Source organism: Bradyrhizobium sp. 33ap4, assembly GCF_032654765.1.
GTDB lineage: Bacteria > Pseudomonadota > Alphaproteobacteria > Rhizobiales > Xanthobacteraceae > Bradyrhizobium > Bradyrhizobium australafricanum.
Genome location: NZ_JAUMTJ010000070.1, coordinates 14566 through 33217 on the forward strand (window position 1 = coordinate 14566; position 18652 = coordinate 33217).

17 protein-coding genes, 1 tRNA gene and 1 riboswitch are annotated in these 18652 nt (G+C 65.2%); of the genes, 9 read left to right on the forward strand and 9 right to left on the reverse strand.

Annotated elements, in window-relative coordinates; genetic code table 11:
* Nucleotides 1-62: 62 nt before the first annotated feature.
* Nucleotides 63-890, forward strand: coding sequence for a hypothetical protein (locus Q2M23_RS36820; protein WP_316398656.1), 828 nt, complete (start codon nucleotides 63-65; stop codon nucleotides 888-890).
* 82 nt (nucleotides 891-972) lie between these two features.
* On the opposite strand, the gene Q2M23_RS36825 is transcribed toward Q2M23_RS36820, so the two are convergent.
* Nucleotides 973-1449, reverse strand: a complete 477-nt coding sequence (locus Q2M23_RS36825; protein ID WP_092087522.1) for an Hsp20 family protein — start codon at nucleotides 1447-1449, stop codon at nucleotides 973-975.
* Nucleotides 1450-1670: 221 nt separating this feature from the next.
* Between Q2M23_RS36825 and Q2M23_RS36830 the strand changes: the two genes are divergently transcribed.
* Nucleotides 1671-2618 carry an alpha/beta fold hydrolase gene (locus Q2M23_RS36830; RefSeq protein WP_057016251.1) on the forward strand — a complete coding sequence of 316 codons (948 nt, stop codon included), beginning with the start codon at nucleotides 1671-1673 and terminating at the stop codon, nucleotides 2616-2618.
* 63 nt (nucleotides 2619-2681) lie between these two features.
* On the opposite strand, the gene Q2M23_RS36835 is transcribed toward Q2M23_RS36830, so the two are convergent.
* Together Q2M23_RS36835 and Q2M23_RS36840 are read right to left on the reverse strand one after the other, a co-directional pair.
* Entirely contained in the window at nucleotides 2682-3341 is a 660-nt protein-coding gene (locus tag Q2M23_RS36835; protein ID WP_316398657.1) for a hypothetical protein, read from the reverse strand.
* Between the two features lie 60 nt (nucleotides 3342-3401).
* A complete protein-coding gene (locus Q2M23_RS36840) occupies nucleotides 3402-5201 on the reverse strand; it encodes an adenylate/guanylate cyclase domain-containing protein (RefSeq protein ID WP_057016253.1) in 1800 nt (599 codons plus the stop codon).
* A 238-nt stretch (nucleotides 5202-5439) separates the two neighbouring features.
* On the opposite strand from Q2M23_RS36840, the gene Q2M23_RS36845 reads away from it, so the two are divergent.
* Nucleotides 5440-6075, forward strand: coding sequence for a LysE family translocator (locus tag Q2M23_RS36845; RefSeq protein WP_316398658.1), 636 nt, complete (start codon nucleotides 5440-5442; stop codon nucleotides 6073-6075).
* 30 nt (nucleotides 6076-6105) lie between these two features.
* Here the strand turns inward: Q2M23_RS36845 and Q2M23_RS36850 are convergent, their stop codons facing one another.
* On the reverse strand, nucleotides 6106-6858 hold the full coding sequence (locus Q2M23_RS36850) for a sulfite exporter TauE/SafE family protein (protein WP_316398659.1): 753 nt from the start codon (nucleotides 6856-6858) through the stop codon (nucleotides 6106-6108).
* Nucleotides 6859-6950: 92 nt separating this feature from the next.
* On the opposite strand from Q2M23_RS36850, the gene Q2M23_RS36855 reads away from it, so the two are divergent.
* The gene (locus tag Q2M23_RS36855) at nucleotides 6951-7844 is read left to right on the forward strand and encodes a LysR family transcriptional regulator (RefSeq protein ID WP_076827672.1); all 894 of its coding nucleotides are present in this window, start codon (nucleotides 6951-6953) and stop codon (nucleotides 7842-7844) included.
* Nucleotides 7845-7852: 8 nt separating this feature from the next.
* Here the strand turns inward: Q2M23_RS36855 and Q2M23_RS36860 are convergent, their stop codons facing one another.
* The 3 genes from Q2M23_RS36860 to Q2M23_RS36870 all read right to left on the reverse strand — a co-directional run bounded on the left by Q2M23_RS36860 (nucleotide 7853) and on the right by Q2M23_RS36870 (nucleotide 11140).
* Nucleotides 7853-8821, reverse strand: coding sequence for a tripartite tricarboxylate transporter substrate binding protein (locus Q2M23_RS36860; RefSeq protein WP_316398660.1), 969 nt, complete (start codon nucleotides 8819-8821; stop codon nucleotides 7853-7855).
* 82 nt (nucleotides 8822-8903) lie between these two features.
* On the reverse strand, nucleotides 8904-9683 hold the full coding sequence (hisN, locus tag Q2M23_RS36865) for a histidinol-phosphatase (RefSeq protein WP_076827670.1): 780 nt from the start codon (nucleotides 9681-9683) through the stop codon (nucleotides 8904-8906).
* 569 nt (nucleotides 9684-10252) lie between these two features.
* Nucleotides 10253-11140: an N-formylglutamate amidohydrolase gene (locus tag Q2M23_RS36870; protein WP_057016267.1), complete on the reverse strand. Its 888-nt coding sequence runs from the start codon at nucleotides 11138-11140 to the stop codon at nucleotides 10253-10255.
* A 305-nt stretch (nucleotides 11141-11445) separates the two neighbouring features.
* Between Q2M23_RS36870 and cpdR the strand changes: the two genes are divergently transcribed.
* Both cpdR and Q2M23_RS36880 read left to right on the forward strand, forming a co-directional pair.
* Nucleotides 11446-11805 (forward strand): cell cycle two-component system response regulator CpdR, encoded by a 360-nt coding sequence (cpdR, locus tag Q2M23_RS36875; protein ID WP_016843340.1) that lies wholly within the window; start codon nucleotides 11446-11448, stop codon nucleotides 11803-11805.
* A 78-nt stretch (nucleotides 11806-11883) separates the two neighbouring features.
* A tRNA-Val gene (locus Q2M23_RS36880) sits at nucleotides 11884-11958 on the forward strand.
* Between the two features lie 493 nt (nucleotides 11959-12451).
* On the opposite strand, the gene Q2M23_RS36885 is transcribed toward Q2M23_RS36880, so the two are convergent.
* Nucleotides 12452-13069, reverse strand: a complete 618-nt coding sequence (locus Q2M23_RS36885) for a GNAT family N-acetyltransferase (RefSeq protein ID WP_057016258.1) — start codon at nucleotides 13067-13069, stop codon at nucleotides 12452-12454.
* A gap of 68 nt (nucleotides 13070-13137) precedes the next feature.
* On the opposite strand from Q2M23_RS36885, the gene Q2M23_RS36890 reads away from it, so the two are divergent.
* Nucleotides 13138-14052, forward strand: a complete 915-nt coding sequence (locus tag Q2M23_RS36890) for a LysR substrate-binding domain-containing protein (protein WP_076827668.1) — start codon at nucleotides 13138-13140, stop codon at nucleotides 14050-14052.
* A 235-nt stretch (nucleotides 14053-14287) separates the two neighbouring features.
* Here the strand turns inward: Q2M23_RS36890 and Q2M23_RS36895 are convergent, their stop codons facing one another.
* The gene (locus tag Q2M23_RS36895; RefSeq protein ID WP_229193406.1) at nucleotides 14288-14713 is read right to left on the reverse strand and encodes a hypothetical protein; all 426 of its coding nucleotides are present in this window, start codon (nucleotides 14711-14713) and stop codon (nucleotides 14288-14290) included.
* 544 nt (nucleotides 14714-15257) lie between these two features.
* Here Q2M23_RS36895 and Q2M23_RS36900 point away from each other — a divergent pair.
* Together Q2M23_RS36900 and Q2M23_RS36905 are read left to right on the forward strand one after the other, a co-directional pair.
* Entirely contained in the window at nucleotides 15258-17048 is a 1791-nt protein-coding gene (locus Q2M23_RS36900; RefSeq protein WP_316398661.1) for a peptidoglycan-binding protein, read from the forward strand.
* A 333-nt stretch (nucleotides 17049-17381) separates the two neighbouring features.
* A riboswitch (guanidine-I (ykkC/yxkD leader) is annotated at nucleotides 17382-17492 on the forward strand.
* Between the two features lie 78 nt (nucleotides 17493-17570).
* A complete protein-coding gene (locus Q2M23_RS36905) occupies nucleotides 17571-18644 on the forward strand; it encodes a putative urea ABC transporter substrate-binding protein (RefSeq protein ID WP_057017922.1) in 1074 nt (357 codons plus the stop codon).
* Nucleotides 18645-18652: the final 8 nt, after the last annotated feature.

Consider the following 18652-nt stretch of genomic DNA (forward strand, 5'->3'; position numbering starts at 1 on the left):
CCCCGGGCAAGCCGGCAAGAGAGCGGAAACGCTCCAGGGCGGGGCAGACAGGAGTTACGGCGATGAAGTTGTTCACAGGTTCGGTTGCTGCCGCCGTCCTCGCGCTCAGCGCAGCCTCGGCCGAGGCCCAGCTGGCGACGTCCGCCCGGATCGGCAGCCCGCTTCTGGTCAGGGTATCCGACATGGACGGGCCCTATGCCGCCATGCCCGAGGTTCCGCCGCCGCCGCGCTTTGGCCGGGTCCCGAGCCTGTTGCCGCCGGTCGAGGTCTATACCGTGCTCCGCGAGAACGGCTATTTGCCGCTTGGCGCGCCCCGACAGCGCGGGTTCGTCTACACGATCTCGGTGATCGACCAGGGCGGCGACGACGGCCGGCTGGTGATCGATGCCCGCGACGGCCACATCATCCGCTTCACGCCGGCCTCCCGGCTCGGCGACAATTACGAAGAGGAAATGAGCGCGACCGACGGTCCCGTCGGGCCGATGCCGCGGCCGATCCAGGCCCGGGTGCCGCGCCCGCCACTCCCCATCCCGCATGTCGCCAGCCGCGTGCCGGTGCCGAAGCGGAACCCGCTGGGGGCCAAAGCCCAGGTTCCGGCGGCTCAGGTTCCGGCGACCCAGGCTCCGGCGGCAGCCCAAGCGCCGGCGGCAGCCCAGGCTCCGGCCCCGGCGGCCCAGGCCGCCGTCCCGCAGGCGGCCACGCCGCAGCCTGCTCAGGCAGCGACACCCGCGACGGCCGAGCAGGCCGCAGCCCCGAAGCCGGCCGAGGCCCAGGCTGCGCAGCAAGCCGTCCAGCAAGCCGAGGCTCCGACCGTCGGTCAGGGTGCTCCGCCGCCGGCGCCCGCGATCCTGCCGACCCAGGCAATGCCCAAGGTGCAGGGATTGGAGTAGCGTTTACCGGCAACAAAAAACGCCCCGGTTTCCCGGGGCGTTTTCGCGATCAGCCAATATCTGCTGACGCGGGATTTGTTGCTTAGGCGGCGACCTTGCCGCCCGAGCCGTCAACGACCTGCGGAGCCTTCTCGCCCCCGCCGATCGGAATGCTGCGGGGCTTCTTGGCCTCGGGAATCTCGCGGACGAGATCGACGTGGAGCAGACCGTTCTCGAGCGAAGCGTTTTTCACCTGCACGAAGTCGGCAAGCTGGAAGACGCGCTCGAAGGCGCGGGAGGCGATGCCGCGATAGAGCACTTCGGCGCCGTTGCCGGAGTTCTCGTTGGCGGTTTTCTCGCCCTTGATCGTCAGCGTGTTCTCCTTCGCGACGATCGAAAGCTCGGCCTGCGAGAAGCCGGAGACCGCAACGCTGATCCGGTAAGCATTCTCGCCGGTGCGCTCGATGTTGTAGGGGGGATAGCCGGGGCTGCCGTCCGAGGTCACCTGATCGAGCAGGTTGAAGAGGCGGTCGAAGCCGACGGTGGAACGATAGAACGGAGTGAGGTCGTAGCTACGCATAGGAATAGTCCTCCATTGAGCGACTGTTTCAGTTACCCGCCCGCCATCGGGCCGGGCTTAGATGTGTGCAGCCTGATGTTTCGGTTCCGAAGCACTGGTAGCGGCCTGCACGGAAATGATATGGGAGGGGTCACGTCGCGTTCAAGAGGCGGAAACCGCGTCGCATTTTTCGGCGCCGGCGTCCTTGATCTCCACCCTGTCTCACCACTCCGGTCCCCTTCATGACGCTCGTCTCGATTCCCGCCAACCCGGTTCCGGACGACGTTGTCAGTGGTACCATCAAGACACCAGACGGGGCCGAGCTGCGCTTTGCGCGCTGGGCGCCGCCGCCCGGCCGCAAGGGCACGGTCTGCGTGTTCGGCGGGCGTGGCGAGATGATCGAAAAATATTTCGAGACCGTGCGCGATCTGCGCGACCGTGGCTTTGCGGTGGCGATGATCGACTGGCGCGGGCAGGGCCACTCGTCGCGCCGGCTGCGCGATCCCCGCAAGGGCTATGTGCGCGACTTCGCCGACTACGAGGTCGACGTCGAGACCTTCGTGCAGCAGGTGGTGCTGCCGGATTGCCCGCCGCCCTATTTCGCGCTGGCGCATTCGATGGGCGGTGCGGTGATGCTGCGCCTCGCGCATGCCGGCAAGCGCTGGTTCGACCGCATGGTGCTGTCGGCGCCGATGATCGACCTGCCGCGCCGCCGCGTGTCGTTCTTCCCGAGCGCGCTGCTTCGGATCATGCGGCTGGCCGGGCAGGGCGGCCGCTATGTTCCCGGCGGTAGCGACGAACTGGTCGGCCTCGCGCCCTTCATCGGCAATCCCGTCACCAGCGATCCGGTGCGCCATGCCCGCAACGCGGCGATCCTGGAAGAAGATCCGACGCTCGGCATCGCGGCGCCGACGATCGCATGGGCCGACACCGCGTTCACCGCGATGCGCACCTTCCGCGGCACGTCGTATCCGTCCGAAATCCGCCAGCCGATCCTGATGCTGGCGGCGAGCAATGACGAGGTGGTGTCGACGGCCGCGATCGAGGAGTTCGCCTATCACTTGCGCGCCGGTTCGCATCTGGTGATCGCCGGCTCCAAGCACGAAATCCTGCAGGAGCAGGACCGCTACCGCGGCCAATTCTGGGCGGCGTTCGATGCGTTCGTGCCGGGCACGCCGCTGTTCAAGTGAAACATGGCGTTTTCGAGCGAAGGGGAAACCGGTTCGCGTGAAGAAAACGCGTCCAACAAAAATCTAGCGCTGTAGCAGCGCGACGATCCGGTCAGGAAAGCGCTTGTCCACGAACAGCGTCCTGACCTCGGCGACGCTGAGATAGCGGTCCTTGCCTTCGCCCTTGCCCATGATGTCGAGCAGCACCGGCCACTCGCCTAGCATCAGGAGCGGATAGTAGCAGTGCAGGATGCCGTAGGACGGCGGATGCTCGTCCTTGGCGCGCTGGAAGTTCGCCGCCATGAAGGTCTTGATCTCGGCGGCCGACAGCCCGCGTTCGACGCTGCCGTCGGGTGCCTTGTGGTCGCTGCCGAAGGTCGCGAGCCGCGCGATCTCGTCCTCATGGACCACCGCGTGCTGGTCGAGGATGCGCGAGCCGGCGCCGTGCTTGTCGAGCGGGCCGTTGCGTAACGCGTCGAGAATGGCGCCCTGGAACAGGCTGCGCAGCTGGCTGAAAGGACCGAGGCCGTTGGCGATCTGCGCCACCATGAAGATCTTCGCCCGCGCGGTGAATCCCTCGAACCCGGTCTTGCCGGTTGCGCGCCCGATGGTCCCGGTCAGTTCAGGCAGCGGCACGATATGGCCGCCGACATAGTTGCCGGCGGCGAGCGCCCGCAGGAAAGGGCACGGATTGTCAGGAGAAATCTGCGGGGCGGGCGCCGCGCTTGCAGCCGTATCGGACATCAAACCACATCCTGAAAAGCTTCAGCTTAAAAAGCATCCATTACCGGTGGATGAATTCGCTCAGGAGTCGACGGCGAATTTCGAGGTGGATGCAACCAGAGCGAGTTTGCCGAACGGCAGCCCGGCTTTCAAGAGGCCGTCGCGATAATGCGCGATGTCGGCCGGGTTCTTCCAGTGGAAATTGCGCAAGTGACGCTCGACCGTCAGCTCGGGATGGTTGGCGAGCAGGGCCTCGGCCGCCTGCGCGGCCTCGTCGGCGCGGCCGAGCTGGGCGAGCGCTGCGGTGCGCACCGCAAGGCACTGCAGATGGTTCGGGTTCAGATACAGCCCCTCGCGCGACCACGACAGCGACGCGTCATATTGCCCGAGCAGATAATGGCTGAACGCGTTCAGCGCCGCCCATTGGTAGCGCGGGTCGCTGTTGCCGCGCTGGACCGCCGTCGAGAACAGATCGACCGCCTTGCGATGGTCGCCGATCACCATGTGGCAGATTCCCAGCACGCCGCGCGCGCCCATGTCGTAGGGGTTGAGCTCGATCGCCCGCTTGATGGCGTCCATCGCGGCTTCGTAATGGCCCTGCATCGCGTGCAGATAGGCCAGCAGCGAAAACGCGAACGAGGAGCGCGGGTCGAGCCGCACGCTGCTCTCGGCCAGGCTGACCGACGAGGCCCACAATTCGCGCGTGCTCGGAATCCAGCCGAACTGGATGCTCTGGATCTGAATCAGCGCCAGATAGGCGCGCGCGATCGACAGCGCGGGGTCGAGCTCGATCGCTTCCTTGAACAGCGCGATCGCGGTTTCGCAATCGTCCTTGGTCTGCTGGTAGTAGTGCGACAGCCCCTTCAGGAAGCGATCCCACGCCGTCAGTTCGGCGTTCGGCGAGCGCGCCGGTGCCGATGCTTCGGCGCGATAGATCTCCTGCGCGACGGCGGCGGAGAGATTCGCGGTGATCTCGTCCTGCATCGCGAACAGGTCGCCCATGTCGCGGTCGTAGCGGCCGGTCCACAGCTGCTCGCCCTTCTCCGGCGCGATCAGCTCGGCGGAGACGCGGATCTTGTTGCCGGCGCGCCGTACCGAACCCTGGATCAGATAGGTCGCGTCGATCTCGCGCGCGATCAGCCGCGTCGAGACGTTCTTGCCCTTGTAGGCGAAGGTCGAGTTGCGGCTCAGCACGCGGTAGAAGGATTGCAGCGACAGCGCGTGGATCAGGTCCTCGGTCAGGCCGTCCGAGAAATATTCGTCGGCGCCGCCGCTCAGATTGTCGAACGGCAGCACGCCGACGATTGCGGTCCGGTATTGCCCCGGCAGATGCGGGCCGTCGTCCGGAACCTGCTCCTGGGCATCGGATCCGGCCGGCGCCCAGGTCCAGACATTGACCGGCTCGGCGATGTTCTTGAAGCGGTGCGGGCCGGCGTCGACGAGGGTGACGGCAAGCCGCCGTCCCGCTTCGGTGCGGGCCTTGTCCGACACCGCGATGCCGCCGGGCGTTGCGACCGTCTCGAGACGGACTGCGATGTTGACGTCGTCGCCGAACACCTCGTCCTCGTCGGCCATCACGTCGCCCATGTGGACGCCCATCCGGAAGTGCATGGCGCGGTCGGCCGGCAAATGTTCGTTGCGCTCGGCCATCAGGGTCTGCATCGCGACGGCGGCCTCGATCGCGCCGATGATGCTCGGAAATTCCAAGAGGAAGCCATCGCCGGTGTTTTTGACGATTCGGCCGCCATGATTGAGGATGATCGGGTAAATCGCGCTGCGGTGCGCCTTGAACGAGGCATGCGTCCCCGCCTCGTCGGCACCCATCATGCGGGAATAGCCGGCGATGTCAGCGCAAAGAATGGCAGCGAGCCGTCTTTCCATGTCTCCTGTGCCCTGGAATGGCCACTTAGCCGAGGTGACCGAATCCGATACTTACAAGACAGGCCGGGTCCGGCGGAAGCCCGGTTTGCAGGCACCTATAATGCATAGTAGCAGGAATTGGCATGCGACCAACGGATCGTACAGTGGTTTCTCTACTGAATTCGTGTGTCGCTGGGATGGCGCCGGCTGGCTGATCATCCTTTCCGGGCGGTTACTTGCATAGGTTAATCTCACTGCCATGCTGGGAATTCACGAACTTTGGCTGTTTGTCCTGTCCGGCCTGCTGCTCAACGTCACACCGGGGCCGGATACCGCCTATATCATCGGGCGCACGATTCAGCTCGGATGGCGCGGCGGAGCCGCTGCGGCGGTCGGAATCAGCTGCGGCTGCCTGGTTCATGTGCTGGGTGCGGCGATCGGGCTGTCGGCGCTGCTGATGGCCTCGTCGACCGCGTTCCTGGCCGTCAAGCTGGTCGGCGCGGCCTATCTGGTGCTGACCGGTCTGCAGATGCTGCTGGCGCGCGCCAGACCAGTCGCTGACATCACGGGGCAGGGCGGCGAGACCTCGATCTCGCGTGTGTTCTGGCAGGGGGCGCTGACCAATATCCTCAACCCCAAGGTGGCGCTGTTCTTCCTGGCTTTCCTGCCGCAATTCGTGGCGGCCGATTCGCCGCACAAGACGCTCGCCTTCCTGGTGCTCGGGCTGATCTTCATCACCGGCGGCACGCTGTGGTGCCTTGGTCTTGCGGCCTTCGCGGCGCGGGCTGCCGGCCACATCAGGCAATCGGCCGGCGTGATCGCCTGGATCAACCGCTCGCTCGGCGCGCTCTTCATCTATCTCGGCGTCCGCGTCGCGACGCTGGAGGCGCGCTAGCTCGCGCCTTGAGGCTCTCGCTTTGCCGCTCTAGCCGTGGATCTTGAGCAGTGCGCTGCCGGCGAGATAGATGCCGAGCAGGATCATCGCGATCAGGAACCAGCGGCGGAACACCTCGGGGTGCATCCGTGTGCGAACCGCCTGGCCGATGAACATGCCGGTGAACGACGCCGCCATCGCGACCGCGCCCGGCAGCGCGGTGGCTGCCGTCAGCAGGCCCGATGCCGTGAGGTTGAACGCGAGCGCCACGGTCGCAGTGGTGAAGAACACGCCGAGCGCCTGCACCAGTTCGTCCTTCTCCATGCCGATCGCCTGCATGAAAGGCATCGAGGGGATGACCTGAACGCCGGTCGCCGCCGAGATCAGCCCGGTGATGACGCCGACGATGCCGCCGATCCATTTCTCGTCGCGCCGCGCGACCTTGAAGCTGAACCGGCTCAGCCCGGCGATCGCGTAGATCACCAGCAGCACGCCCAGCACCACGGTGCCGTAGGCCGCGTAAGGCCCGGTCAGCAGCCCGGCATTGATCCAGATGCCCGCCACGGTGCCGAGCATCAACGGCCACAGCCGCTTGATGATGTCGCGCAGATAGGGGCCGACGAAGGTCTGCCAGATATTGGTGACGATCGCCGGCACGATCACGATAGCAATCGCCTGGCCCGGCGCCATCGTGGTTGCGAGCAGCCCCATCGCGACCGTCGGCAGGCCGAGGCCGAGCGTCCCCTTGACGAAGCCGGCGAGCAGGAAGGCGAAAGCGATGAAGATCAGGAGATGGTCGACCATGGCGGCACATTGACCGATCGATGCGAACGGCACAATCTGGAGGTTACGGAGTTAGCCTTCGGACGACCCGAAGGTATGGGGTGGGAAACGTCATGCGGTTCGACCTGACCGATTTGCAATTGTTCATCGCGGTTTCCGATGCGCGCAGCATCACCCAGGGCGCGGCGCGCGCGAACCTTGCGCTGGCTTCGGCCAGCGAGCGGATCAAGGGCCTCGAGGAAGCGCTCGGCGTCGCGCTGCTCAAGCGCGGCCGCCGCGGCGTCGAACTTACTGCGGCGGGCGAGAGCTTGCTCGGCCACGCCCGCATCGTGATCCACAATGTCGAGGCGCTGCAAAGCGATCTCGCCGCCTATGCCAGCGGCGTGCGCGCCAACGTGCTGCTGCTCGCCAACACCTCGGGCCTTTCGGAGCATCTGCCGCGCGCGCTCGCGGCCTTCCTGCACGAGCATCCCGACATCAGCGTCGACGTCGAGGAGCGCGAGAGCACCGATATCGCGACCGCGATCGCCAGCGGCGCCGCCGATCTCGGCTTCGCCGCGGAACACGCGCTGCCCGACAGCGTCGAGCGGTTCCTGTTCAGCGAGGACCGCTTGATGCTGGTGGCGTCGCGTCGCGGCGATCTCGGCGGCCGCCGCCAGATCGACTTCCAGGAAGTGGTCGGCCGCGATTTCGTCGGCCTCACGGCAACATCCGCGCTGCAGGTTCATATCTCGCGGCATGCCGCAAAGCTCGGGGCGCGGCTGCGCTTCCGCGCCCGCCTGCGCGGCTTCGACGCGATCTGCCAGATGGTCGCCGCCGATGTCGGCATCGCCGTGATCCCGGAGACCGCGGCGCGGCGCTGCGCGGCGTCGATGCCGATCACGACGATAAGGATCCGCGACGCCTGGGCCAACCGCCGGCTGACGATCTGCGCGCGCAGCTTCAAGGCGCTGCCGCGGGCGGCCAAGCAACTTGTGGACTATCTGCGCGCCGAAGCGCAGCGCTGACGGCTGGCTCATTTCGTCGTCACCACGCCGGCGTCCTGGATCACCTTCGCCCATTTCCTGATGTCGGCGGCGATGAAGTCGCGGAAATGTTCCGGCGTGTCGCCGGCCAGCGTCAGGCCTTGCTCGGCGAGCTTCTGCTTGACCATCGGATCGGCCATCGCCGCGGTGGCGAGCTGGTTCAGCCTTGCGACGATCGCGGGCGGCGTTCGTGCGGGCGCGACCATGCCGTACCAGTTCTCGATGACCAGTTCGGGCATGCCGGCCTCGGTGGTGGTCGGCACGTCGGGTGCGGTCGGCGCGCGTTCGCGCCCACCGAGCGCGATCGGCCGCAGCGCGCCCGCCTTGATCTGCGGCAGGATCACCGGCAGGTCGAGGAAGGTCATCTGCACCTGCTGACCCAACAGGTCGTTCACCGCCGGCGCGGCGCCGCGATAGGGCACGTGCACGATGTCGATCTTGGCCGTCAGCTTGAACAATTCGCAGGCGAGATGCGGCAGGCTGCCGGGGCCGGAGGAGGCGAAGTTGAGCTTACCCGGCTGCGCCCTGGCGAGCGCGACCAGTTCGTTCATGTTCCTCGCCGGCACGTTGGCGGCGACCACCAGCATCTCCGGCACGGTCGCGACCAGCGTCACCGGCGCGAGATCCTTCAGCGTGTCGTAGGCAACCCTCTCCATGCTGGGGCTGATCGCCAGCGCGCCGGCGCTCGCGATCGCCACCGTGTAGCCGTCGGGCGCCGCCTTCGCGACCGCGTCGGTGCCGAGCACGCCGCCCTGGCCGGCGCGGTTGTCGACGATCACGGGCTGCCTTGCGAGCTCCGAGATCTTCTGCCCGATCACCCGCGCGATGATGTCGTTCGGCCCGCCGGGCGGGAACGGCACGATCAGCCGGAGCGGCTTGGTCGGGAAATCCTGGGCGAAAGCCGTGACGGGCGCGAGAAGCAGGAGAAGGGCTGCCAGCAGCCTGCCGCGCATCGTCATGTCGCCCATCCCTGGCTTTTCTGGTTGCGGTCAGGATGGGCGCAGATCAGACGCCCGGCAACTCAAGAATCAGGCAGGGAACTCAGGCGTTCAAAAGCTTCATCGCCGCTTCGTGCACGCGCGGGTCGCCGGCCGCGATGATTCGGCCGCCGCTTTGCGCCGGCTTGCCGTCCCAGGTGGTGACGACGCCGCCGGCGCCGGTGATGATCGGGATCAGGCCGGCAATGTCGTAAGGCTTCAGCTCGGTCTCGACCACGAGGTCGAGATGACCGGCGGCGAGCATGCAATAGGAGTAGCAGTCGCCGCCATAGCGCGACAGGCGCGCTGCATTCTCGATGCGGCCGAAGCGGGCGCGGTCATCCGGATTCATCAGCAGCGGGCTCGTGGTGAAGACGGTCGCCTCCTTCAGCGAGGCGCAGCGCCGTACCGAGAGCCGCCGTTCGCCCGACGGGCCGGAGTAATGCGCCGAGCCGTTGTCGCCGGAGAAGCGCTCGCCGATATAGGGCTGGTGCATCATGCCGAATACCGGCGTACCTTTGTGCAGCAGCGCGATCAGCGTGCCCCAGATCGGAAAGCCGGCGATGAAGGATTTCGTGCCGTCGATCGGATCGAGCACCCAGACATAGTCGGCGTCCTCGCGCTCATTGCCGAACTCCTCGCCGACGATGCCGTGTTGGGGGAAGTTCGACTTGATCAGCCGCCGCATCACGGCTTCCGCCGCCCGGTCGGCCTCGGTGACCGGATCGAAATCGTTCGAGCTCTTGTTGTCGACCGAGAGCGAGGTGCGGAAGAAGGGCAGGATGGTTTCGCCGGATGCGGTCGCAAGGCGGCCGATGAAGGCGGTAAAGTCGATGACCGTCACGGCATGTCCCTGAACTGCGCAAACGACGCGGTAGAAATCGGATGCGGTCTTGCCTAGCTCAATCCGGCGCGGCGCGCACGATTAACGGAGTGTTATCCAGCCCGATGACGCGGTTCCGGACTTTCGATTTGGCTTCGGATTCGAAAGCGCCCCGGGTCCCGGTCTCGATCACGAAGTTGCGAATTCTGGTATACAAGCTATGCGCAGAGCGCTGGCCGCCCGGGGCTTTCCTTGTAAGATATTGATCCTACATACGGAAAGCCGCTCCTTCCGGCCTGTTGCAGTTTCGCCAGACTTTCCAACATTACCCAAGAAATGTTTCGAAAGTTCTTGCGTTTTGTGCAGCGCGGTCGCATATTGTTGCGGTGCGGTAGCGCCTCGCGCTATCGCTGCCCTCCTTGGGCGTTTCCTCCCTAGACTTGGGCCGCTTGTTCATTCAAGCGGCCCTTTTTTCTTGGGCCGTCGTTTCCGCAAGTGAACTGAGAATCCAGTTCGGCGCTTATCGCGCCGCCAACTTGAATTCCTAGTTCATGACTTCGTCGGGATCGCAGTGCCCGACGAAGGATTGATTACTCCGCTGCCGCCTGGAACGGGCCGAGATCGCCGAACGGGATTTTCGCGAGCGCATCCGCCAGGGTCGCAAAGTCGGCGGCCACCTGCGCGAAGCGAGGGCCGCGCTCGCGGCGGCGCTCATCCATATAGACCGCGCGGTTGAGCTCGATCTGCACGGTGTGCAGGCCGCTCGCCGGATTGCCGTAATGCTCGGTGATGAAGCCGCCGGCATAGGGCTTGTTGCGGCCGATCGAATAGCCGAGCGAGCTCATGATCTCCTCGACGAGGTCGGGCAATAGCGCCGCACAGCTCGTGCCGTAGCGGTCGCCGATCACGACGTCGGGCCGGCGCGGCTCGTCGCGCGACACGCCGACCGACGGCATCGAATGGCAGTCGACCACGATCACGGCGCCGAACGCCTGGTGCGCCTTGTTGATCAGCCGGCGCAGCGCGCGGTGATAGGGCTTGTAGAGCACCTCGATCCGGCGCAGCGCCTCGTCGACGTCGAGCCGCTCGCGATAGATCTCCTGGCCGTCGCCGACCACGCGCGGGATGGTGCCGAGCCCGCCGGCCACCCGCATCGAACGCGTATTGGCAAAGCTCGGCAGCCGCCCGGTGAACATGCGCGGGTCGAGCTCGTAGGGCTCGCGGTTCACGTCGACATAGGAGCGCGGGAAGTTGACCCGCACGATCGGAAAGCCGCGATCGCTGAGGCCCGCGATCAGCTCGTCCATGAAAGAGTCTTCGGAGCGCCGCAGCGACACCACATCGATTCGCGACGCGTCGAGGAATTCGGCCGGATAGACCGAGCCCGAATGCGGGGAATTGAAGATGATCGGCGCGCGCCAGGCCTGCGGCTCAACGATCTCGAACGGGGGCGACAACTCGCCAGCAAATTCGGTCATTCCCTTGGCGCCGTCCCTTGCGTCCGCCTCGCCCCGCAGCAACTGAGTTTGCCGGAAAAGCGGAGATTTATGAGCACGCATTGTCGGTAATCGCGATCATTCTGCCAAGTGAAAAGAGTGTGGTTTCAGCTGGAACGCGTCTTAAAAGCAGCAAATGCGGCACCCGGTTGATTCGATGTCCGGTTCGGTCCACAAATGGATGGCGCGCATTTGCCGCTGGCTTGACGCAAATTTCACCCGAAATTTACCGTCTGTCGGGCTTACTGTTCGGACTGCTCCTCAAGCCGGATTCGACGATTCCTGCCATGCCGAAAATACTTCTCGCCGAAGACGACACCGATATGCGCCGCTTCCTGGTCAAGGCGCTCGAAAACGCGGGTTTCAAGGTCTCGCCGCACGACAACGGCATGTCGGCCTACCAGCGGCTGCGCGAGGAGCCGTTCGAAATGCTGCTCACCGACATCGTGATGCCCGAGATGGACGGTATCGAGCTGGCGCGCCGTGCCTCGGAACTCGATCCCGATATCAAGATCATGTTCATCACCGGCTTTGCCGCGGTGGCCCTCAATTCCGATTCGGAGGCGCCGAAAAACGCCAAAGTGCTGGCCAAGCCCGTGCACCTCAGGGAATTGGTCAGCGAAGTGAACAAGTTGCTGGCGGCCTGATTCGCCAAAAAACCTTCACTTTGTATCCTTGCCTGCCCCGCCGCCGTCCGTTATAGGGACCCGATCCAAATACGCTTTGGGTGCGTAGCTCAGCGGGAGAGCACTACCTTGACATGGTAGGGGTCACAGGTTCGATCCCTGTCGCACCCACCATCCTTCGCTCGCGCAGCGAGAGAAGGATGCCGCGCCGAAGCCCAATGGGCGGAGGCGGGCCCTTGGCCGCGAGCTCCGGCTCGGCAAGCCGTTTCTTGATACCTCCATAAATCTCTCGACCCGTCATAAGTCGGATCGTAGCCATGTCGTTCTGTGAGCCAAGGAGTTGAGTGTTATAGTTGTCTTCCTAAGACCGCTTGGCCTCCGACTTTGGTGTCATCACCCGTCGCATGCGGGTGACCCAGTATTCCAGAGACAGCAGTGTTTGAACCGAGGGACCGCGGCTCCCTCCACACGTCGTCCCTGCGAAAGCAGGGACCCATACCCCGCGGCGGGTGTTGGGAACGGGACTCGTCGTCCCAGCATCGTTCAACAATCAGCATTCGTGGTTATGGGTCCCTGCTTTCGCAGGGACGACACTGAGTGGGTGGCTCGACCGTTGAGTCATACGCCCGCATTCTTGTGACATCGTTTTGTCCGAGCTTGGCCGCCGCTACGGAGGGCGGTCGGATGGAAGCCGGTAGCGCCACGTTTCGCCGGCGAGAACCCCGCGCTGCCGACGCACAACGGAGGGCCATTCAGAGCGAACCACGCTGAGGACCGCAGCATCGGCGGACGGCTCTTCATCGGCAGCGAAGTATGCGCGAAGCCTGCCTTCGCGGCGGAAACCGAGGTCGGCGTAGAGATCAAGCATGTGCCTCAGGCGCCAGTCCAGATGCACCTCGGCCCGCTCGACCATGAGCACTTCGAACGCATACCGCGTCATCAGATGCGCAACGTGACTGACGAGCACGGCCTCGTCCAGTCGTCCGATGCTCCAGATTGGAGCGAACGTAGCCCGCTTCTCGTGCCGGTCGATCGTGCCGAACCCGGACACGCCGAGCAGGTCTCCCGATCCCGCGGCCTCGATTGCGAACGCGGCCGCGGTGTCGACCTGGTCCCGTGCCGCCGCCGGGCGTGCGGCATTCGGCCGATCCGATGTGCCGCGATCGAGCCGCCGCAGCATCGCTGCCTCGCGAAGCTGCTGTGCGCGCGAAGACTCCGGGCCGGTGATCCTGGTCAACAGGATGCGGTCGGTGGCGAAGCTTGCATGGTTGCTCGACGGGTACATGCCGTATTGACGCACCCGATGCGCATGCCGTCAAATGACCGGAAAGCCAGTTCATATGCAAATTAGTCATGCCCTTGAATCCAAGACATGTTGACCTGTTTCGAGAGGTCGTGCGCCACAACGGAATCACCAAGGCCGCCTTGAGCCTTCGGGTGGGACAGCCTTTCATCAGCCGCGCGATCGCACGTCTCGAGCGCGAGATCGGCTTTGCGTTGTTCGAACGCGGGCGAGGCGGCGTCACGCTGACTCCGGAAGGCGAGATATTCCTGCGCGAGGTCGAGAGAAACCAGGCCGGCCTCGAGTATCTGGCGCGCGCCGCGCGCGGCATTCGCGAGCGCGGCAGCGGGACGCTCAGGATCGCATGTCTTCCGGCGTTCACCTATTCCTTGATGCCGCAGATCGTCAGCAGCTTCCTGAGGAAGAATCCCGACATCGTCGTATCGGTGGCCGTCCACAGCCCCGAGCGCGTCTGGAGCCTGGTGGCCTCGGGACAATGCGACGTCGGGCTGGCGCGGCCGCAGGCGGGGTTTGCCGCGGTCGACGACGAGCTCCTCATGACAACGGAGGCGGTCTGCGTCCTGCCCCGCCAGCACCGGTTACGCTCGAAGCGATCGATCGCAGCGCAAGATCTGCGGGGAGAGCCCATGATCGCAGCTTCCCCGAGCGCACCGCATCGATCCCGCTTTGAGCGCGTCCTCGATGAGGCCAAGGTCGAGATCAAGACGGTCGCGGAGATCCAGTACAGCATGCAGCGTTGTGCCCTGGTTGCGCAGGGACTGGGTTTCTCAATCGTCGACCCGATCGTGGCCCGGGATTTTGCAAGCTCCAAAATTGTACTCAAGCCGTTCGTGCCACGGCTGGAGATCGCCACCATGTTGCTGCTTCCTTCGCAGCGGCCGCGAAGCCGTCTCGCACTTCAATTCTGCGATCTGCTGCGCGCCGAAACCGCGCAGTACAGGAAGTCCGCGCGCGTGCAGGCTTGAGCACCGGCCGCCGAACTCGCCAAGCTCAACGGACAGACCGGCACGCTCGATGATCGCGCCGATGGCGCTGCCGCACGGCGCGCAGGTGGTGCTGATTCCGTTAGGCAACGCCTGCGTCGCCGTGACCGCGCTGCGGGTCGCCGGGTAACGCTGCCGCTCAACCCGGTCGACCCTTGTCGGCCTCTTGCCGGCGCCAGTCAGCTCGGCTGGCCGCGCCGGGTTGCTCTGGCCGATCTCACCAATGACGCCAGCGCGGATAGCCGCCGCGATAATAGGCGTATGCCGGCCGCACCACGTGACGATAGCGGTAGCCGTAATAGGCCGGCCGGTATCCGCTATAATATGTCGTCGTGTAGCCGCCGCCCCAACGATACGGCGCAGCGTAATAGCCGTCGTCATAGGCATAGCTGCCGTAATAGGCGGGCGAATAGCCATAACCGTAGCCGTAGCCGGGGTAGCCGTAACCATAGGAATAGCCGGGATAGCCGTAGGCTGACGAGGCGAGGCCGCCGACGACTGCGCCGGCAATCAATCCGCCCGCGACCGCCGGACCCCACCCCCACCCTCCGTGTCCCCACCGTGCTTCGGCGGGCGCCGGGGCCGCGATGGCGCTCACCCCAAGCGTACCGACGGTTGCAAGAACAAGCCCTGTTTTCCGCATGTGATCCTCCTCGATGATGATGCCCAGCCGGTCAACGGAGGAGAGTGGCATTGGTTGCGTATGGCCGCGCGCCTGCAAGGGATCCGGGCCCGGCGGCGAGGTGGGCGCAGTGGTGCTGCCGTTGACGGCGAATCCAATGTTCAAAGCCGAACGGAGCCTGTTTCGATCCACCGCCAGTCGCAGCGGACGATGATCCGCGTGAGCTCGCTGAGCATCGTCATGACGACGAACGCACACTTCGATTAAAAACGGGAAAGCGTGGCCATCGGTTCCTGAAGCGTGACCAGACATCAGGCCGCTGGCTCAAGATGAACTCAAGATGAACGTGTGGTGTTCCCTTGGCGCGAAATGTCGCGTCGCGGCGGTGTCTAGGAACGGTGCGGGCGGCGCCGCTGTTTTCTCAGAGTTCACCGGCGAGACGCGCGTACCGTTGCGTCGCGTCGCTCGCCGGCTTTGTTGGAACGCGGCCCCGGCGCGGAGCGTGCCAGCCATCGGCGCCAGCTTCGCGATCCGGATAGCCGCCAAACTGCAGGAGGAATCGGTAATGCAGAGCAAGATGATGAAGAGCAAATTTCTGCTGACGACGGCCGTGCTGTTGGCAGGCGTCAGCCTCGCATCGGCGCAGGGCATGCGCGAGGGTGGCGGGGGCGGCATGGGTGGTGGCGGCCCGGGCGGCGGCGGAAGCGTCGGTGCGGGCGGTGGCGGCGGTGGTGAACACGGCCGCTCCGCAGGCTCGTCGGCCGGCAGTTCCGGCGGCGCAATGCATGGCAGTCCCGGGGCATCGCGAAGCGAAGGCATGACGGTCGGTCGCGGCCAGGGCGGCGCACGAGAAACCGGCAGGGCTGAAGGACAGATGGGCCGCGGTGCCGCCGAGCGCAGCCAGACCACCGGCCAGGCCCGCGAGAGCGGCCGCGCCGAGCAGGGTCAGCGCAGCCAGAGCAAGCAAGAGCAGACCGTCGGCCAGGGCCGAGACCAGCGCGAGCAGATGGGGCGATCTGAATCCCGCGAACGCGGCAGCGCCACGACGCGGCAAAGCCAGCAGCAGGAGAATCGCGCCAACACCGCGAACCGCGGCCAGGGCACCACGACCGGCCAGGGCACGGCTCAGGACAAGGCTCAAGGCAAGACTCAAGGCAAGCCGGGCATGACGACCGGCCAGAGCACGACCACGGGCCAGGCAAAGGGCGCGAACACGACCACCGGCCAGGGCACAACGGCAGCCCCGAATACGCGAGCCGGCCAGACCACGGGCGCGGCCGCTCCGCAGTCCGGTACGACGCAAAACCGGATGAACTCCGGACAGACCACCGGTCAGGCTCAGGGACAAGCCGGGACAACCGCTCAGACCCAGGCGCAGTCGAACGCCACGGTCCAGACCGAGGCCGGGCGCACCGTGACCGCGCAGCAGCAGAGCACGATCCAGCGCTCGGTGCTGTCGGCGCGTAACGCACCACGTGTCAATGTCAGTACGATCAACTTCGCGGTCAATCCGGGCGTGGTGGTGCCGCGGAGGTTCAACGCGGTGTCGGTTGCCGCCTTCCCGGCGCTGATCGATGCGTTCCCGTATTATCGCGACGACAGCTTCTTCGTCGTCGAGGATGAAGTCGTGTTCCTCGATCGCGAGCGCCGTGTCGTCGACGTCGTCCCGGTCGGACCGCGGACGCGCTTCAGCCATCGCGGCGGTGGCGGTGGCGGTGGTAGCGGTAGCGTTGCGATGATGGACCTGAACCCGCAGCAGATCCGCGAGGTGCAGCAGGTGCTGATCGACCGCGGCCTGCTGGTCGGCGAGGCTGACGGTGTATTGGGATCGCGGACCCGCGAGGCGCTGATCACCTTCCAGCGTCAGGAGGGCATCACGACCAGCGGCAGCGTCGACACGCGCACGGTGGCCGCACTCGGCCTGTCGGATCGGATCGGTCAGGGCGCGGGCGCATCGTCGACGGTCGGCCAGAGCCGCACCCAGCAGAACACGACTGGACAGACGACCGGTCAGACCAACGCGCCGCAGAACCAGTCGACCGGCCAGACCGGCACTCAGCAGCCTGCCCAGCAGAACACGACCGGGCAGACCACGGGTCAGGCGAACTCGCCGCAGAACCAGTCGACAACCGGCCAGAGCGGAAATCAGCCGTCCGCTCAGCAGCAGGCCCCGCAGCAGAATACGACGGGCCAGGCTGCACCGCAGAACCAGTCGACCGTCGGTCAGGGTAGCGGCAATCAGTCAAATGCCGGCCGGGACACGCAGTCCAGCCAGCCCAACCAGAACAACAACCCGCCGTCGTCAGGCTCAGGCCAGAGCCCGCAGACGCCGGCGCAAAACTCCGATCGGAAATAGGATCTCTGTGCAGGAGCCCCGCTGCAGAGCGGGGCTCTTTTTTTGCGATCTTGCGATCAGTCTTTTAGTTCGGAATTCGGCACCAGGCCGAACCGGCCGTGCAATCCGCGCCAGAGGCCGGCGCACAGAACGCTCAGAAGCTTGCGCATCGAACTCCCTCGACATCAGCCATCGTGCGATCCTGCTGATGCCGGTGGCGAAAGGACAGAGCCAATTCTGAGCAGATCTGCGCAATCTTTAAGCAAGACACTGTCGTGGCCGCGCCGCGCGCGCGGAAAAATCTCATGAGATTCAATTGCCCGCCCGCTGGCACGCCTCGTGCATCAATGGCGTCGAGTTGGCCGCTAGGGTTCCGATCTTGCGAAGCAAGGTGCTGGTCCGAGAGCAGCCGCTTGCGGGGGAGACATCCCCGCAGGTGCACGGCGGGATAAAAGCCCGGGAGACCTCGTCAGCCAAGGGATTGGCGGAGCGATGGTCTTTTCGCCAGTCCCTTTTTGTGAAATTTCGCAAGAGGGATCGGCAATGAACAAATTCGTTTTCTTCCTTCGCTCTGTTGTCATCGGCTGCGCGGTCGTGCTGGCGGCTGCGCCTGCGGCCGACGCCGCGCCGAAGAAAAGCTTCAAGGTCGCCTGGTCGATCTATGTCGGATGGATGCCGTGGGGCTATGCGGCCGACACCGGCATCGTCAAGAAATGGGCCGACAAATACGGCATCGCGATCGAGGTCAAGCAGTTCAACGACTACGTCGAATCGATCAACCAGTACACCGCCGGCGGCTATGACGCCGTCACCATCACCAACATGGACGCACTGTCGATTCCGGCAGCCGGCGGCGTCGACACCACCGCGGTCGTGATGGGCGATTTCTCCAACGGCAACGACGCGGTGATCCTGAAGAACAAGTCTGATCTCGCCGCGATCAAGGGCCAGACCGTCAACCTGGTCGAGTTCTCGGTGTCGCATTATCTGCTGGCGCGCGCGCTTGAGACCAGCAAGCTGAGCGAGAAGGACGTCAAGGTCATCAACACCTCCGACGCCGATATCGCCGCCGCCTACAAGACGCCTGACGTCAGTGCGGTGGTGACCTGGAATCCGATCGTAACCGAAATCCTCGGCTCGCCCGATGCGAAGAAGGTGTTCGATTCCTCGCAAATCCCCGGCGAGATCATGGACCTGATGGTGGTGAACACCGCAGTCGCCAAGGACAATCCGGACTTCGCCAAGGCGCTGGTCGGCATTTGGTACGAGACGCTGTCGAAAATGACGGCGAACGATGCCGCGGCGAAGGCCGCCAAGGAGGCGATGGCCAAGGCCTCCGGCACCGACCTCGCCGGCTTCGACAGCCAGCTCTCGACCACAAAACTGTTCGACAAGGCAACCGACGCCGAAGCCTTCACGCGCAGCCAGACCGTCGGCGCGACCATGGATCGCGTGCGCAAGTTCCTGTTCGAGAAGGACCTGCTCGGCAAGGGCGCGAAGTCGGCCGACGCCGTCGGCATCGAGCTCGCCGACAAATCGGTGCTGGGCGACAAGTCGAACGTCAAGCTGCGCTTCGACCCGACCTACATGGACGAGGCCGCCAAGGGCAAGCTCTGACGCCAAGC